This is a genomic window from Paenibacillus sp. LT-B23 (assembly GCF_059417685.1).
Genome location: NZ_JBSQBM010000003.1, coordinates 183,717 through 201,582, shown reverse-complemented (window position 1 = coordinate 201,582; position 17,866 = coordinate 183,717). Strand labels below are relative to the sequence as shown.

The 17,866-nt window shown below is 46.2% G+C and carries 13 protein-coding genes and 1 pseudogene; 3 read left to right on the top strand and 11 right to left on the bottom strand.

Annotated elements, in window-relative coordinates:
* Window positions 1–13: 13 nt before the first annotated feature.
* The 10 genes and pseudogenes from ACWXW9_RS05730 to ACWXW9_RS05685 all read right to left on the bottom strand — a co-directional run bounded on the left by ACWXW9_RS05730 (window position 14) and on the right by ACWXW9_RS05685 (window position 8,491).
* Window positions 14–652: a GDSL-type esterase/lipase family protein gene (locus ACWXW9_RS05730; RefSeq protein ID WP_494928659.1), complete on the bottom strand. Its 639-nt coding sequence runs from the start codon at window positions 650–652 to the stop codon at window positions 14–16.
* Between the two features lie 125 nt (window positions 653–777).
* On the bottom strand, window positions 778–1,200 hold the full coding sequence (locus ACWXW9_RS05725) for a GNAT family N-acetyltransferase (protein ID WP_494928658.1): 423 nt from the start codon (window positions 1,198–1,200) through the stop codon (window positions 778–780).
* A 42-nt stretch (window positions 1,201–1,242) separates the two neighbouring features.
* A complete protein-coding gene (locus ACWXW9_RS05720; RefSeq protein ID WP_494928657.1) occupies window positions 1,243–1,797 on the bottom strand; it encodes a nucleotidyltransferase family protein in 555 nt (184 codons plus the stop codon).
* Window positions 1,798–1,817: 20 nt separating this feature from the next.
* Entirely contained in the window at window positions 1,818–3,080 is a 1,263-nt protein-coding gene (locus ACWXW9_RS05715; RefSeq protein ID WP_494928808.1) for an MDR family MFS transporter, read from the bottom strand.
* An 89-nt stretch (window positions 3,081–3,169) separates the two neighbouring features.
* Window positions 3,170–4,885, bottom strand: coding sequence for an ATP-binding protein (locus tag ACWXW9_RS05710; RefSeq protein ID WP_494928656.1), 1,716 nt, complete (start codon window positions 4,883–4,885; stop codon window positions 3,170–3,172).
* Between the two features lie 54 nt (window positions 4,886–4,939).
* Window positions 4,940–6,004 (bottom strand): annotated as a pseudogene (locus ACWXW9_RS05705) (cobalamin-dependent protein).
* A 201-nt stretch (window positions 6,005–6,205) separates the two neighbouring features.
* A complete protein-coding gene (locus ACWXW9_RS05700; RefSeq protein WP_044648507.1) occupies window positions 6,206–6,664 on the bottom strand; it encodes a MarR family winged helix-turn-helix transcriptional regulator in 459 nt (152 codons plus the stop codon).
* Between the two features lie 181 nt (window positions 6,665–6,845).
* On the bottom strand, window positions 6,846–7,292 hold the full coding sequence (locus tag ACWXW9_RS05695; protein WP_149094840.1) for a VanZ family protein: 447 nt from the start codon (window positions 7,290–7,292) through the stop codon (window positions 6,846–6,848).
* Window positions 7,292–7,960: a ribose-5-phosphate isomerase RpiA gene (gene rpiA, locus ACWXW9_RS05690; RefSeq protein ID WP_494928655.1), complete on the bottom strand. Its 669-nt coding sequence runs from the start codon at window positions 7,958–7,960 to the stop codon at window positions 7,292–7,294. The genes ACWXW9_RS05695 and rpiA overlap by 1 nt, the downstream gene beginning before the upstream one ends.
* Window positions 7,961–8,020: 60 nt before the next feature.
* Window positions 8,021–8,491, bottom strand: coding sequence for a GNAT family N-acetyltransferase (locus ACWXW9_RS05685; RefSeq protein ID WP_494928654.1), 471 nt, complete (start codon window positions 8,489–8,491; stop codon window positions 8,021–8,023).
* 468 nt (window positions 8,492–8,959) lie between these two features.
* Here ACWXW9_RS05685 and ACWXW9_RS05680 point away from each other — a divergent pair, with 468 nt between their 5' ends.
* From ACWXW9_RS05680 to ACWXW9_RS05670, 3 genes are all read left to right on the top strand, one after another.
* Window positions 8,960–10,729, top strand: coding sequence for a methyl-accepting chemotaxis protein (locus ACWXW9_RS05680; protein WP_494928653.1), 1,770 nt, complete (start codon window positions 8,960–8,962; stop codon window positions 10,727–10,729).
* A 144-nt stretch (window positions 10,730–10,873) separates the two neighbouring features.
* Window positions 10,874–14,569 (top strand): non-ribosomal peptide synthetase family protein, encoded by a 3,696-nt coding sequence (locus tag ACWXW9_RS05675; protein ID WP_494928652.1) that lies wholly within the window; start codon window positions 10,874–10,876, stop codon window positions 14,567–14,569.
* A gap of 116 nt (window positions 14,570–14,685) precedes the next feature.
* Entirely contained in the window at window positions 14,686–15,684 is a 999-nt protein-coding gene (locus ACWXW9_RS05670; protein WP_494928651.1) for a polysaccharide deacetylase family protein, read from the top strand.
* Between the two features lie 387 nt (window positions 15,685–16,071).
* Here the strand turns inward: ACWXW9_RS05670 and ACWXW9_RS05665 are convergent, their stop codons facing one another.
* On the bottom strand, window positions 16,072–17,859 hold the full coding sequence (locus tag ACWXW9_RS05665) for an ABC transporter ATP-binding protein (RefSeq protein WP_494928650.1): 1,788 nt from the start codon (window positions 17,857–17,859) through the stop codon (window positions 16,072–16,074).
* Window positions 17,860–17,866 lie beyond the last annotated feature (7 nt).

The window sequence follows — 17,866 nt, the reverse complement described above, 5'->3', positions numbered from 1 at the left end:
TTCCCTTCCACGCTCACCGTAATGGCGAATACCCAAGCCGATTCAGCTCCTCCGCAATGACGCGATAGCCGCGACTGTTCGGATGCACCCGATCCAGCGAGAGCAGTTCCCGTTCGTAGCCCTCAAACGCAGGGTAAATGTTCGCCACCCGGTAATTCGGACCGCCCAGCGTAGCGAGAAATGAGTTATATTGGCGTACATATATCCCCGCCTCCCTCACGCCCGGAAAAGGATTATACAGCCCTACCATCCGAATGATAAATGGCTCACGCTGGCCGTATTTTATCTGATACAGGGCATGTACGATTTGGCGTACATGTTCTTTCGTGCGGTTCAGTGCTTGCGGAATGGACGACGCAGACGAACCGGAGCCTCCAGCAATAGCGCTGGCGTATGGGCGCAGATCATTCCCGCCAATCGTCACCGTTATGAGTTCAGCCCGGCTCAACCCCGACCGAAAGAGTGGATTGTTGCGGACCATCGCCAGCAGCTCCTGCGATGTCAGCCCGTTGATCCCCAAATTCTCGTAACTGACTGGAGTACGAAGACGTTTTTCCGCCATCCGTCGATAGGTAGGCACAAATCCGCCAGTCAGCAGCGTCCCAGCACCTGTCGTTAATGAATCTCCTATAGCCGTGTAGTGGTAACCCATTGGAACACAACTCCCCGCTAATGCCTTTGCCACCAAAGGCACATCAACTTTTACATGAGAATGATGTCAATTCCCGACATAACATATCTTATGTAAAAAAAGAGACGCGGGACCCGGAGATTCGCTTATTCTTCGTCCATTTCATACACACAATGAAATTGCCCGCCTTTGGATAAGTCCTCCGATCCGTATACGGCAAAGCCCACGTTACGGAAGAAATCTGCTCCCTCTGCATCCGTGTCCACGGTGAGCCGTTTCGGATTACGTTCCTGAATGAGGGTAAGCAGCATACCTCTGGCATATCCTCTATGACGATTTTCGGGCAACACGGCCAGATGCCGGATTACGGTTGTTCCATCCTCCTGCTCCTCAAATCCGACAATACCTACAATAAGTCCTTCATCTTTCACACCGAACAGCTTCCAGTCATCCGAAGCTTGGTAAGTACGTAAAGCTGCCTCTCCGCGTTCAGGATGATCCAGCACGGCGTAGATTAGCAGCTCCAGAACCTCCTCACGATCCGAATATGCTTTTATATTTTTAAACATGGTTCATCGTCTCTCCTTATAACCTGAAATGGGGATTACACTCTAGTTCTCCAAAATAAGCAACGGCCAGTTATCCAGCCACTGCTTCTCAAATACACGCTGACGAAAGGCCGTCGTGTGGCGGAACAATGGACTTTGGCGTACCCGCATATCCAGCAGATCCTTTAATCCATGCGGACAAACGACCTCCATTTGATCCTCGTCATTCAATCTAACCGCTACCGCTGTAGCCGTCTCCGGCCAGCGGCTCATTGCATCCTCTACCGAAGCATAAGGAGCTGTCCCGTTGCGAAGATGCATCCGCGCCTGATTTTTGACAGACCAATTGCGTCCCGCCTGCTTGCGGTTCAAGGACAGCTCAAGGTGCTCGTCCCGTTCCTCCAGCGTATTTTTCGGGTCAAAATAAATAACATCTATATCATTCAAAGGCGTAGGAGTTGTATAACCATGCAGCTTGTCCCACACCCGATTACGTACATAGCCTGCGGCAATACAGCCTTGCGGCAGCCTCAGCTCTCGCACATAGCGCAAGTCTTCCAGCACCTGTGGATCATTCATATATTGTATGATTCGTAGCACATCTTCTTCCGACTTCATCCTGCACTCAGCTCCCTTTTTTATGATGACAGTTGCTGCACGGACTCTCCTCCTTGAGCTGCGATCCGGACTGTACGCTGCGCCAGACGGCGGCGTGCGACCAGCAGGAATGGAATGCCAATCACGACCGACAGCGCAACTGGAACAAAAACGGCAAGCGGCGCTGTTTGACCATAGATGTCCAATAGCCAGCCGCCAAACAAAGGAGCAAGCACGCTTCCCAGATTATTAAAGCCAATCGTACCGAAATAGGTCCCTTTATATTGAGCATCTGCAATTTGGTCAATTAATACATCCAGCATCGTGAACAGCAGTACTTCCCCCACTGTGAACAGCACCATATCCAGTATGAACATCCAGCCCGAATTTAACATACCGCACAGTAACAGGCTGACTGCAATACATATATTTCCTGCAATCAAGGAATTTACCGGGGAAAAACGGCTTGCCAGCCGTACCAGCGGATATTGAAAAGCCAATACGCACACCGCGTTGACTGTAAGCATGTATGTAAACCACCGGGTCCCTTCCTCGAAGGATAAGGACAAGAATTGGGGCATCGTGGAATTGGAATGAGCATAACCCATGACGCAAAATATCGTCCCCAGCAAAATCGGCATAAACACCGGATCACGGCTGGCTGTGCGGAACGCCTCGCCCATCCGCAGTGGAGCCTCTCCCGCCGTTGTCCCTGAATGCAGATCTGATGCATACCGAGTAAATTGGATCAACAGCAACACTCCGTATAACGCATACACACCAGCCGCTACCATAAACGGTGTACCCGAGGATGCCGATCCTAACATCAAACCAAGCAACGGCCCTGCCACCACACCTACATTAATCGCCGCATATCTCATATTGTAGATGAGCAGTCTTTTCTCCTTGGGGGTTACATCTGATAACAGCGCCCGCGAGGTTGGCTCGAACAAGGATCTGCACAGTCCATTCAGAGCATTGATGACGAAAAAGGCCCAGGCCGCTTCAGCCAACGCAAAAGCCACGAATACAAGTGCCCAACTGGCGATGGACACCAGCATCACTTTACGTCGTCCGATCCGATCGGAAATATATCCACCGTAAAAGCTGGCAAAAATGCCAACTAATGAACTGACCGATACGATCATCCCTGTATGAAAAGGGGATACCCCCAAGCGGGTAGTTAAATAAATGGACAAAAACGGGATACTCATGGATGTCGCCATCCTGCCAAATATAGTACCCGCAATAATCGTCCAGGCCAGTGGGTGAATCGAACGAAGCTGTTCTTTCATATCTGTTATCTTTGTCTCCTTCTCCGCCCTGTCTCCAGAAAAAAACTTGCACACAACTCTTCCATCTGTGTGCAAGCCTAACAGGAAAATTCCAACGATTACTGACGAATATATCGTTCCAGTTCCCTACACGTTGCCTGATAAGCAGACTGAAGGGCAGCGAGCTTCTCTTGTGCAGCTTCAAGTCGCTTCTCCCGTGCAAGCTGCTCAATATCGGAAAATAACGTGGACAAACGCCCAATTCCCAGACTCACGCTACCTGATTTCAGCTCGTGTGCAACCTCCACTACTTTTGCTGATTCGTCCGCAGTAGCCAGTTCAATTAATGTGCTTATTTTAGCAGGTGTATCACTGGTGTACATCTCTACGAGTGAGGCCAGCAATCCCATACTGCCATCCTCGTCCAGCAGCATAATTTCATGAATAACTTCTTCATTAAGGATAGGCTCGCCAGCAGCCATGGTAAGCCATTGGATAAGCTTCTCAGACAGTCGTTCGATCATTACCGGCTTCGACAGGTAGTCGTTCACCCCAACTTCCCGGCCCCTCGCTCTATCCTCCTCTGACACGTTCCCTGTCAAAGAAATGATTGGCACCGGGGGTAGCTTGTCCACCGCTTCACGCTGGCGAATGGCCCTTGCCGCATCAATACCATTCATGATGGGCATATGATGATCCATCAAAATACAAGCATAAGTCCGTTGAGAGGCCGCTTTTACGGCAGCCTCTCCATCCTCCGCGAAATCAATATGCTGGAATCCCAAGTGACGAAGCTGTAACTCGACCACCTGACGATTAACCCGATTATCCTCGGCTACCAGAATAGCGAGGGAATGGCTATGCTCACGCAGCCACTCACCAAGCCCTGTCATCAGCTCGGCGGTTTCATGCTCCTTCACTTCGTCTGCCTGCCCTGTTCCCCTGACAAGAGGAATCTCAAACCAGAACGTAGAGCCTTGACCTTCCTCACTGATGACTCCAATCCGTCCCTTCATCAGTTCAACGAATGAACTGCATATCCATAGTCCCAGTCCAGTCCCTCCATATTGTGAAGAGCTGCCCTCCCCTGCCTGCACATAGGGCTGAAATAACTTGACCTGATCCTCCGGTGAAATCCCGATGCCTGAATCCTGCACCTCAAACCGAATACGCTGGGAATCTTCTGTTTCTTCTACCAGCTTCGTCCGAACAACTAGCAGTCCATCGCTCGTAAATTTATTGGCATTATTCAGCAGATTGAGCAAAATCTGCATGATCCGTGCTGAATCTCCCTCCAAATGGTCTGCTACACCGGAATCGGCCTCTATGCTTAGACGGTTTCCCTTCTGATAGATTTGCGGCTCCAACAACTGGGCAACGTGGTTCATAATCGCCTGGACCCTGACGCTCCCGATCTCCAGCTCCATTTGTCCCGCTTCCATCTTGGATATATCAAGGAGGTTATTAATCATATTTAGCAACAAAGATGCCGATTCTCGTATGACACTGATCGCCTGCCGTTGATCCGGGGAAAGCCTGGATGAACCCAGCATTTCGATCATCCCGAGTATCCCGTTCATCGGAGTCCTGAATTCATGACTGACCACTGCAAGAAAGGTGCTTTTCAAGTCATTCGCCCGTACCGCTTCTTCCTTTGTCCGTTTTAAATCTGCATTGCTTTTGGCAAGCTGGCGCTGCAAATTGACAAGCTCATTATTCATCGCTGAAAATTCATTCAGCATCTTTTCTTCTTCAGCCTTGCTTTTCACAATCTCATCTGTTAATTGCTCGATCATTTTCCGCAGGACAGCCATTTCTGCTGCCGGTTCCTTCATATAAAAGGCCCCCCTTTACCCAATGACTCCTGGTTACAAATATTTCAAACTGCCTCACACCCTGGACGACAGCAGGTGTTCTGCTACCTCCAGCGCTTCCTCTGCATCAGGTGCACAGCCGTCCGCCCCTATTTCCTGCCACAAGCGCGGATCAAGATTAAAGGGCAAACCGCCGACCATAATTCTCACATGACATGTAGCAGCATTTTGCCGAATGAAGGCAATCAGTTCCTTCACCAAATGGACATGGTAAGCCATGGTAGCTGAAATAGCCACCACATCCGCCTTGTAATTCACAATTTCCTGAAGCAAGCTCCGGGTAGGCACATTAGCTCCCAAATAGTACGTATCCCAACCCTCCATCTCGAATAAATCAGCCAGCATACGCAAGCCAATTTCATGCTGCTAGTTACCCACACAAGCCGCCACGAGACTGCGTCCTGTACTTCCACTTACGAGCCATCTGGGATACAGACTGGAGATAATAAATTGAGTAGCCGCTGTGCAGAAATGCTCTTGTCCTATCGTGATTTTACCTTCATGCCACAGACGTCCTATTTCATATTGTGAGATTTGAAAAATATATTTATAGATATACCGAATGGACGTCCCTTCATCCATCAAACGGGGAATCCGATCCAAAGCCTGTTTGCGGTTGCCTGCGAGCAAATACTCCAAATATTGACCCACATCAGCCGCTAACGGATTATCATTCGTAATAAAAGAGGCGTATTCCTCTTTCTTTCCAATTTGCTGTATCCCCAAATCCAGATGCTGCAGCACCATCGTTTTATCCGGATGACGGAAATGCTCTACTAACGTCTCCTGAATCAATCTGAAATTGATCGTCAAATCTTCCTGTGTTATATCGAAGCCTTCCAACAGCTTTCTTAACCAGGAAACATACTGAGTAAATAGAATCGGACTGTTTACGATCACACTTTCTGCCAAATAATTCAAACTATATATTGAATCCTGCTTTGTTTTTACTTTACCGTTATCCCCAAAACGCTGCAAAAGATCCGGCTGTAATTCGTATTGCTTATTTGTGACTAGTTCCGCCAAATTTTCTGCTTGCAGCAGTAACGATTCACCTGCGGTATATTGCTGTATACTCATGTACAGCTCCTTCCCCGACAAGGCCGTATTTATATCCATAGACTGTAACTGGGGGAACATCCGAGCGTGACTATTTGTCAATTATACCTGATTTCCGCCGTTACATTAACCCCGCTGCCTAAAAATGCATGTAAAAAAATAAAATACCGGAAAACCGGTATTTTATTTATAAGCCTATTTAACTCGGATATTTGCAGCTTATTAGTCGTTACTTTTCTGTCCCTCAGCCGTTAGCCCCAACTTTTTTAGCAGATGAATGACCTGTTCTTTCTCTTCCACAGATAATCCGTCCACTGTCTCCATAATAACACGATGATGCTGCGGGAATATTTGCTCAAAGAAATGACGTCCCTCGTCAGTCAGTTCTGCATAAATCACACGCCGATCATCTTGTGATGCACGCCGGGTGAGCAGCTTTTTTTTCTGAAGTTTATCTACGACGTACGTAATATTTCCACTGGAGATCAGCACCTTTTCACCAATTTTCTGCAAGGGCTGCGGCCCACGATAATATAACAGATCAAGTACACCAAATTCCGTTGTGTTCAATCCATGACTATGAATATCCCGATTTGTGCGGGATGTGACCGAATTATAGGCGCGAGCCAGCACAACAAACAAGTTAAGCGCCAAGTCCTGATCATCTGGTTTTACTGACATATTAACAGCCTCCGTTACTCATATCTTTATTCAAAGATATCTTAATTGCAAACTTTTGTCAAGTTCAACCTTTTTATCCCCCTGGTTATGAGGTTGTATTATGCGAAAACTACAGTCTATTATGTAAAAAAGCCCGTCCCCAGTCGGCACAAGAAACGCCTTCGGGAGAGCAGGGCTTTCATTATTCAATCCCTAGCCTCTTTCGTAGTAGCTTGTAAACAACCCTGCCAAAAAGCACACCCAGTACATTCAGGATCACATCATCCACGTCCATCGTGCCTGCGCCGAGCAGCATTTGGGACACTTCAAGAATGACAAGCGCGACCGCCACGGTCAGCAACAAGCTGCCTAATCTGCGTAAGGCCACCCAAATGATAGGCAGAAGGATGCCAAACGGGACGAAGACTCCAATGTTACCGAGCAAATTGACACCCCACACCCGAAAAGGAAGCGACTGTGCCGCCCTCACATATCGCCCGATCGTATCCAGCGGAACGATATTATATGAATATGGAGGACCCGGTCGTAATGTACGCCCAAAACCAAGAAACATCCAATATAATAACAGCCCCGTATATAAAATGAATACCACAAAGGCTACATTGCGAAGCAGACGAGCGTTAGGCATCACTTATTTCGAACGTCAATCTGTCCATTGGCCCGGGCGATAATAACCTGGTCTGCCATATTAATGAACAGTCCGTTATCGACCACCCCCGGAATTTGGTTCAATCGGATTTCCAGCTCTTGCGGGTTTTCAATGGTTCCATAATGACAGTCGGCAATATAATTGCCGTTATCCGTCTCGAAACGCTCCCCGTCCTTCATTCGCCACTTAGCCCGGCAGCCTGTCTGCTGTAATGCCTCCAACGTCCATTCACTGGCAAAGGGTACGACTTCGACTGGCAATGGAAATGCACCCAGCACCTTCACATCTTTGGACTCGTCCACAATAATGATTAACCGGTTGCTGTTACTTTCCACGATTTTCTCTCTCAGTAAAGCTCCACCTCCACCCTTCACCAGAACAAGCTGCTCATTCACCTCGTCCGCTCCGTCAATCGTTACGTCGAGTCGTCCAATCTGATTAAATGGAACGATGGGAATTCCCAGTTCTCTGGCCTGATCCTCCGAAGCTTGGGAAGTAGCTACAGCCTGTATATGTAAGCCTTGCGCCACACGCTCACCTATTTTTTGAATGGCCCAATAAGCTGTGGAGCCTGTGCCGAGTCCTACTTTCATGCCGTCCTGAATGGCTTCTACTGCTTTTTCAGCTGCTTTTTGCTTCAAATTCATTATCATCTCTCCCGCTATATAGGCTAGTATGGTTCATCATTCATTTTATATGAAAACGTTTTATAAAGACACTGTCAGCTTCTTACCGTAACAAAGACTATTTTCATCCTCTTTATATTCTCCAAATCGTTCAATAGACTCATATCCCTGCTTCGTATAGAGAGCAATGGCTTCAGGTTGAGCAGCCCCAGTCTCCAGCTTGATTCTTATAGTGCCTCGTTTACGGGCCTCTTCTTCCAGAAAAGCTAACAGACTGACGGCAATACCTTGCCTACGATAAGAAGAATCGACATAAAATCGCTTAAGCTCCATCTCTTCCGCATCTATAGGCCTAAGTCCGCCGCAAGCGACCGGTTTTGCATCCGAATACACAACAGCGAAAATCATTTCTTTAACTTTCGGATTGGAAAAATCAACCAAGTAAATTTCATCAGCAGGATACCTTTTCAGCAAATCCTCATCCAGCCTTTGAATCAAATCATGCAGATCTGCATGATCACTTTCAACCTTTACAATCGTAAGCTTGGACATTCTCTTCATCCCTCTTCCTATGTCTTGGCTATATTGACTCATTTTGCAAGGAACCCGCAAAAACCGCGGCATATCAAGCATCTGTAATGCGAAATATGAAAAATGTCCCAAATTGACAAGTGCATTTGACTCTATTATAAAGTATGATGGTTTCTATTGGATACCTACTTGAAGCCTGAATTGAATTTGAATTTCAAGTTGAAGTATAAAATGGAATATACTGAAACACACACAGGAATTACCCGGTAAAAATTAAATTTTTATTGGGCAAGGTATTCATTTCAAGAGCTTATTGTACGACATATATATAGGGATACATACTTATCTAAAAAGGACCAAAGACCTATTAACAAAATTTCAAGAGGTCTATTACCTTAATTAATATTGTTTGTAAGGGGGACTAAATTATCTCATTCGATAAGCGGTTCAACACCATATACAAAAATTACAACCAGGGAGTGGAGCATTTTGAAAAAGTGGAGTAGCTTATCTTTCTTCACCAAGAACTTATTATTATCCTTCTTCAACATCGTATTGATCGGGCTAGTCCTCATTGTGTCCAGCTATTTGATCCAGCGTACGATTTTGATAGACCAGTTACATGGGCAAGTGGAAAAAATCACATTAAAATGGGCTGAGGGAATTAATGTGAATGAAGTATCCCAGGCCGTTCAAGAAAAAAACTATGACGGGCCTGTTCAGGCCAAACTTCGCGCTTATCTGGATAACATTACAGCGACGAACCCGAATATCTCCCAAGCTTATATCTTCGGAACAGAGCTGGAAGACGGTGACAAGACATCTATTGTAGCGATGCCTACCGCTTTGAGAGAAGCATTCGAAAAAGATAAACTGGGTGTCGGCGGTATGTATAAACAACCTTCTGTAGTTGTGGAAGGCGTAAGCCACATGCTGGATACCGGAAAACCGACGTTTACCAGCTTCTATGATGACAGCTTTGGTACGTGGACAACCTTGACGTACCCGCTTAAAGATTCAAGTGGCAAAATCTTTGCATATTTTGCTGTTGATGCGGATGCAGGCGCTGTACCTGCCGGGTTGACCAAGCTGCTGATCAGCGGCACTACAATTCTGGCTGCTTTCCTGCTCATCTGCTTGGCGATCCAATATTGGGTTGTGAAGCGTACACTGTCTCCTATTAAACAACTAATGTATGGTATCAGTGAAGTAAGCCGAGGAAATCTGGATGTTCAGATTCAAGCAGGGCAAGACGATCTGGGCGTGGTGAACAGCAACTTCAACGATATGGTAAGCCATATTAACAGCATTATGACCAAAGTGAAGCTGACAACTGATGAAGTGAATGAATCGGCGAAGGAATTGCTCGCGATCTGCGAACAAAACGGAATCAATTCCAATATCATCAATCAGAACATCAATGAAATTACGAAAAACATCCGTTCACAGGAAAAAGCAACGGGCGATAGCGCGCGTGCCATGGCTGAAATGGCCTCGGTTATCCAAAATATTGCCGCCAGTTCCGCCACCGTTGCAGAGGAAGCCAATTCGGTAGAGAAGCGTTCTAATGAAGGCAACGAAATCATGGGCAAAGTTTCTTCACAAATGCATTTGATTACCGATACAGTTACGAATACATCCCGTATTATCAAGTTACTGAACGACCGTTCACAGGAAATTGGTAATATCATCGGTACAATTTCAGGCATTTCCAGCCAAACAAACCTGCTTGCCTTAAATGCTTCTATTGAAGCAGCGCGTGTCGGTGAGGAAGGTAAAGGCTTTGCCGTGGTTGCCAGCGAAGTACGCAAGCTGGCAGAACAAACAGCGGATGCAACGAAACAAATCACGCCGCTGATCGAAGAGATTCAAAGTGAAATCGGTCAGGCTGTGAAATCGATGGATCAGGGTAACGTTGAGGCACAGAGCGGAATCGTCGTTGCCGGACAAGCAGGCGAGCTGTTCAATAGCATTCTTCAAGCAACCAAAACGGTGGCATGGCAAATTCAAGAAGTATCCAGCGCTACCGAGGAAATATCCGCCGGTACGCAGGAAATGACGGCGACAGCAGATGATCTTTCTTCCACCGTAAGCAAAACAGCTAACAACAGCATTCATATTGCACAAACGGTTGATGAACAAAAAGCTTCTCTGGACTCCATCATTGAATCGTCCCATAAGCTGTCATCCATGTCTGAGGAGCTTCAGGAAATTACTTCTTATTTCAAAATTTCGGACCCTAACCGCACCAAATCATAATTATCAATTATCTACTTTGAAACTTATTCAATAAGTAAGTCGTTCGGTAGTGCCTCCCTCCTATTCATGCATTTGACGGGATCGGAGGCATTTACTGACTTTAGCATTCATATTACGACATCATACGTTCAGGAGGTAAGCGTAATGGTTTTATTACTACAAAACAGTACACAAACAGCGCCATCCCCATTCCTGGTTCCTTTGGATTTTGCACGTCTGCAACGCAAACATACATACTCTACTTATCAGGTAGAGTTAGAACCAAGCATCTCGAAGCTGTTGCATCAGCAAACGTCAGCGGAAGAACAACATGCCATGCTTCTGTCAGTGTATGCAGCATGGCTGTATCGTCTGTCCGCAGAAGAAGATATCTCCTTCTCTACTTTCGTGCCTCAATCCGGTATACTCACAGCTTCGCTGACGATGGAAAATAATACTAATTTTCACGAGCTGGCTGGCTTGTTTCAGGAAATGCTCCATAAGCCCCAGGCTTATCTGGCAGACCCGCAAGCGGATACCTCGTTCTCGGTAAATCTGCTGGTCAATGAAGATACAGAGCCTCGTATCATGGACTGGGTGATCCGTGAGAACAACGGCACTTACCAAATACAGATTCGGTATGATGAATCACTTCTTCTGGAAACAACGGTTGTTCGGTATACAGAATATTTTGAATTTCTTCTGCGTGGCGCACTCACCAACAGTCATGCCCTTATCAATTCGGTTGACATCTTATCCGAAGCAGATCAGACAGCTCACGAGGACTTAAATAATACAGTTGTGAAGTATCCTGAGCATCAGACCATTCATGGAATGTTCGAGGAGGCCGCTTCGCAGTATCCGGATCGTCCGGCCATCGCTTCCCACGCCGGAGAATATACGTACCGTGAGCTTAATGAACGCGCCAATCAAGTTGCACGCGTGCTATTGTCTAAAGGTCTGGCAAAAGGCGAATTCGTGACCATTTTCATGGAGCGGAGCCTGGAAACCGTCATTTCCCTGCTTGGTATTCTGAAAGCCGGGGGTGTATATGTGCCTGTCGATCCAGCCCATCCAGCCGACCGGAGCAGCTACATCGTAGAGGACACGCGTTCTCCCTTCGTCCTTACGACTTCTGCACTCGCCGGACAAGCGGCTGAACTATGCGGCTCCATTGAGACGGTCAAAGAAATTCTGGCCATTAACGGGCCTCTGGCAGGCTATGCCGCAAGCAATCCGAACGTTAACGTAGGTCCGGATGATCTCGCTTATGTCATCTATACGTCCGGCTCGACAGGCAAGCCAAAGGGTGCCCTGATTGCTCACCGGGGCGTCGTGAACCTGGGGGCTGTCGTACAGCGCGATTGCGATATTACACCTCAGGATGTATTGACTCAATTCGCCACCTATAGCTTTGATGCATCCGTTTGGGATACGATTGGAGCCTTGTTCTACGGAGCCAAGCTGTACCTGTTGTCCTCTGAAGAACGCGTGTCTGTTGAAGAATTCGCAGAAGCCATCGCACGCACAGGCACAACGATCATTACCATTTTGCCAACCGTGTTCTTTAATCAGCTATCTACGTATTTGTCAGACGAAGGCTACCGCAAATTAGCTAAGGTACGAATTGTCACCGTGGCAGGCGAAGCCCTGTACGGCTCACAAGTTCGGGCCTTCCAGAGCAAATTCGGTACAGATACAGACATCGTGAACGTGTATGGACCGACTGAATGCACCGTAGCAACGACGACCCACCGGGTGCGTGGTGCTGTGCCTGAGCACGTCGTGAACATCCCGATCGGCAAGCCGATTTATAACTACAAAGTCTATATCGTCAACGATGATAACAAGCTATGCCCGATTAACATTCCCGGTGAAGTATGCATTGCTACGCCGGCACTGGCTCATGGCTATCTCCATCAGCCGGAACGGACGGCACAATCGTTCGTGGACAACCCTTTTGTTCCGGGTGAAAAAATGTACCGCTCAGGCGATATCGCCAAGCTGCTGCCAGACGGTACGATTGAATACGTAAGCCGGAAGGATTCACAACTCAAAATCCGGGGCAACCGGATTGAAATTGGGGAGATTGAAGATCATTTTTCCAAACATCCGGGTGTTCAGGACGTGTCTGTCGTAGCTGTCAAGGATCACACAGATCAAAATATGCTGGTTGGCTATTACACAACTACGGACGGACAGTCCATTTCGCAAGACGTAATACAGTCTTATATTGCGGGCAAGCTGCCTTCCTATTTTGTACCGAGCCATGTCGTTCATCTGGAAGCTATGCCGATTTCACCGACGGGCAAGATTGACCGTAAAAAGCTGGCCCTGCTGCCGCTTCCCGAGGCGTCCGACAGCTCCTACGGCGGGGAACCTCTCCGTGAAGGAACTGAAACGCTTATTGCCGAAGCCTGGACACAGGTACTTGGCAAAACCAACATCGGCGCAACAGATGACTTCTTCCTGATCGGCGGCGACTCCCTTCGTGTCATTCATGTGCTGGCTATTTTAAAGCCGAGTTATGGTGCGTTACGTATTGGAGACTTTTTCCGTTACAAAACCGTTCGTGAACTTGCCGAATACGTAGAGCAACTGGGTACGGAACAAACACCGCAACGCAAAACGATAGCAGTTACACAAGAAAAAACAGACCTGAATGAGCATCCTATCGAGCTGTCAGGCACTGCGGATGTAGCTGAATTGCGCGACATGAATGTTGTGTTATTGACCGGTGCTACAGGTTATCTCGGTTCGCATATTCTCTATGACCTGCTTCAATGGACGGGAGCCAAAGTGTATGCCATGGTACGCCCTTCTCAGGACGGTCCATCCGGCATCGAACGTATTCAATCCGTATTGACAGGATATTTTGGACCAGACGTTTCCAGCCTGATCGAAGGACGGGTCAAAGCGGTGTACGGTGATCTGGAACAGACGGACCTTGGCCTCTCTGACGTTGACCGCCGTATGCTAGAGCATCAAATTGACGGTATTATTCACAGCGCCGCTGACGTTCGCCATTTTGGTGATTCGGCTGCCTTTGACCGTACGAATGTAGCCGGAACGCTGGAGCTACTGAAAATTGCTCAGGCCAAACCGGGAGTATCTTTTCATCATGTCTCAACCATGGGCATACCGGAGGATCTGGCGAATGAAGGACAATGGGAATCCGTATCGGAGCTGTCCTCCTTCCCGGACGAGCTACAGGTGGACAACCTGTACACGAACAGTAAGCTCGCAGCGGAAAAGCTGCTGTTCCAGGCAGCCCAGTCGGGTACACCTGTCTCTATCTATCGTGCAGGCAATCTGACGGCCCATTCGGCTAACGGACGCTTCCAGCGCAATATTGATAGTAACGCCTACTACCGGATGATAAAGGCGATGCTGCTGCTGGGCAAAGCGCCACAGGCTGATTGGCATACGGACTTCACGCCAATTGACTATGCGAGCCGCGCTATTGTAGAGCTATCCGTGCATCAAAAAAGCGCGAACCGCATTTTCCATATTTGCAATCCGAACCCGCTGCCGTATGATGAGCTTATTGCTATGGTCAACCAGCTTGGATACGCAGTAGACACGATGCCTTTTGACGATTACAGCGCTTGGCTGCTGAACCCGTCTTCTGGCATTCAGGAGGATGCGTTGCACCTCGCTATGGGTCAACTGGAGGGAGACGGGGCCAAGGATTCGGCTTACCGATACGGCTGCCCTGTGACCGCCGCTCTACTGGATCAGGCTGGTGTGCAATGCCCGACAACCGATCTGGAGTTTATTCAAAATATGATCCAGCATGCGGTTGAGATCGGTTATTTCCCTGCCACATCGTCGGTATCGGCAAAAGCAACACAGAGGTAACAAAGTTGTGATATTTCCTCCGTGTGTATTAGGTATGATAGACTAGATTTTGCTAGTAAATATCTGGTTTACATATCTGCACTTTTAGAATTTTTGCATGCGGGGGATGTCATCACATGAAACACGTCATATTCAAAAGAACGATGCTGATTATGAGCATGGTAGCTATTTTAGGGATACTGGTGTACGAAGCACGCGCCATCTACCATCCACCCGTTGTTAAAGGGACTCACCGTACACGTACGGCTAATGCAGATCGGCTGGTACGACATTTATTCTCTCTGACGCCAACGCCGGATAAAGTATATTACCAAAACAAAGTCATTGTTCTGATGTACCATGAGGTAACTAAAACGCCACCCGATCCCGGCGCTCTCAAGCTCAGCAATTTGACAAAACAACTGGATGAAATGAAAGCTAACGGCTTCCACTGGATCACGATGAAAGAGTATACGGACTTTATTCTGCATAAAGCCAAGGTGCCTGATAATGCTGTACTCATGACCTTCGACGACGGCTATGAATCTTTTTATACAGACACCTTTCCCGTGTTGAAAAAGTACCGTGTACCGGCAACCAATTTTCTCATCACATCCACGATCAGTAATCCCAAACACATCGGTATTCCGAAGCTGACCTGGGAACAAATCCAGCACATGCATTCTGAAGGTGTTGATTTTTACAATCATACCAATGACCAGCATGCGTATGGATACACAAATGTAGCACGCACCAAGGAAAAGCCGCTTCTCATGGGTCCGGTATATTCGAAAAAGCTGGGGCGTATGGAAACCGAGGACGAATTTAAACAGCGGGTTTACTACGATTTGGATACTGCTGACAAGAAACTCTTCAAGCATCTTCATAATGATCGCAACGTCCTTGCCTTTCCGTATGGAGGATATACCAAGGAAACGCTGGAAATTTGCCGCGCCTTGGGTATTGACGTTACCTTCACGGTGAAGCGTGGCATTAACTCACCTGGACAAACGAATGGCTATCGTGTTAATGCAGGCGGAATACACAATATTCCGGAAGTATTGGTTCAGTACATGAAGGAAGGCGCTCCAGAGCGGCCATTGCCTTTTGCCCAAGGTCCTAACAGTGTGCTATAAAAGCTATGGACCGCCAGCTCGCTGAAAGCCTGCTCGAATTGCTCGAATAAAAAAGGACTGCTCTGAGAGTATGACTGGTATGATCCCCTTCAAGAAGACACTCCCAAAAAACCTTGTGTTAACACGAGGCAACGAGTGGGCTTGGAGGGGATTTTTTTGTATAGTTTAATCATTTTTTTCGAAACCATATCCTTCCTTTCATTTATTTTGTTTCAAGTTTCCATACTCAATTCAGAACAACAGAAAGAGCACCCCAAACAAAGGCAAGTGAGCCTAGGTTTGAGATGCTTCCCCGATTTACGAATAGGCTTCAGGGTCATAATACTGCGTTCTATATTATTGGTAAAAAAAGTTACAGCACCCAATGGAGTTGTCTGTGAAATTGTATTATTGACCAAATACACCAACAGAATTACATTGGAGGCCTCTATTGGTGGAGTTACTTGATTGTGTAAAACGCGGTGCATTCTTGTCTCGAATCATAACTGACTCCTCCGCCAGCCCATACATATGATAAAAATAGCCCTGTTTCTCTATTAATTCACAGAAAGTTCCTTGCTCTACAATTTTACCATCAGCAAGCACAAAAATCTCGTCATAACGCTCTAATATTGATTTTGCCAATCTATGCGTGACAACTATACAAGTCGTATCCTCTAAATTTAACACTGTCTCCTCAACGGCATTCGCAGTTTCATGATCAAGTGAAGAAGTGGGTTCATCCATAAGTAATAAAGGAGTATGACGCATCAACGTCCTTGCAATTGCTATTCTTTGTTTTTCTCCTCCGGATAAAATTTTCCCGTTTTCACCAACCTGTGTATCCAAACCTTCCGGCAACCTATGAATAAGCTCACTCAGGCCAGATTTTTGAATAACCTCGTTAATTTTATGTTCCGAATATGTTTGGTACAATAATATATTTTCTCTAATACTACTATCAAATAGAAAAACATCCTGATGTAATACAGACTGTAATTTACACCAATCCTCTATGTTGATTTCCTTGACATCCACATTATCCACACTGATCGTACCTTCGTAATTCTCGTATTGCTTCATTAATAGTCGCAGCAAGGTCGATTTCCCCGATCCGCTCGGACCCACCAGGGCATATTTTTCACCCTGCTTCAATTCCATATTTAAGTCATGCACATTATAACAGTCTTTTTTGTAGCCAAAAGATACCTCTTTTAATAAGATATGATCTTGAATTGTTGATTGGCGAATAAAAGTAACGTCTCGGGGTTCTGTATGTAAAATTTCTGTAATTTTAGCCGAGATATCACGTAACGACCGAATTTGAGTTATATATTGAATGCTCATTTGAATCGGGTTCACTATGCCGCTAGTGAGCTGTACACATGCAATCATGGTTCCTAATGTAATAAGTTGATGTAAAGTGAGAAAACTCCCTATAATGACCACCGAGATAAACATTAAGCCACCAAATACTTCACTTATGGAGGTAACCCAAGCACTCAATTTTAGGAATGCATACTTATTATTTTCTACTTCTCGATTAGTGCAATCATATTGTTCTTCGATATGCCTCTCAATGCCGTAGCTTTTAATAATTGCAAAACCCGAATACATATCATTTGTATTAACTGTAAACCTTTCTAAAGCATCTGCTACTTTTTTCTTTCTATTTACCAGCTTCTTTTCAAATATACGAGGAATCAATATCGTTAAGAGGGACATCAAAAGAATACCTATTACTATCGTAGGGCTAAGTATGGACATGGCAACCAACGACGCTGTAAATGATATAGATGCTCCAATTAACGAAAAAATATTACTAAAGTAGTCATCTTCAATCATCTTGATATCATTACTAAAAATAGATAAATATTGTGCAGTGTTATGTGAAGAAAAATTGGTTAGGCTTTTATTTATGATATGCCCAAAAACCACTTTTTTAAAATTTAGCATTGTTTTCTGAAGATAGGAAGCACGGATCAGTTTAGTTAGCATGCTAATTAATGAACTAATTACAATAAAGACTACAGCCATAATAGCTGCCTTTATAAACGCTTGCTCATTTCCAACTGTAACAACGTCCACCAGGTTTTTAAAAACAAAAGCTATATACATGCTCATTAAACTTGATAAGATGATAAACGTAATAAGCAACATCAGTCGGCCTTTGTACTTAAATAAAAATGCTGTCATGTCCTCC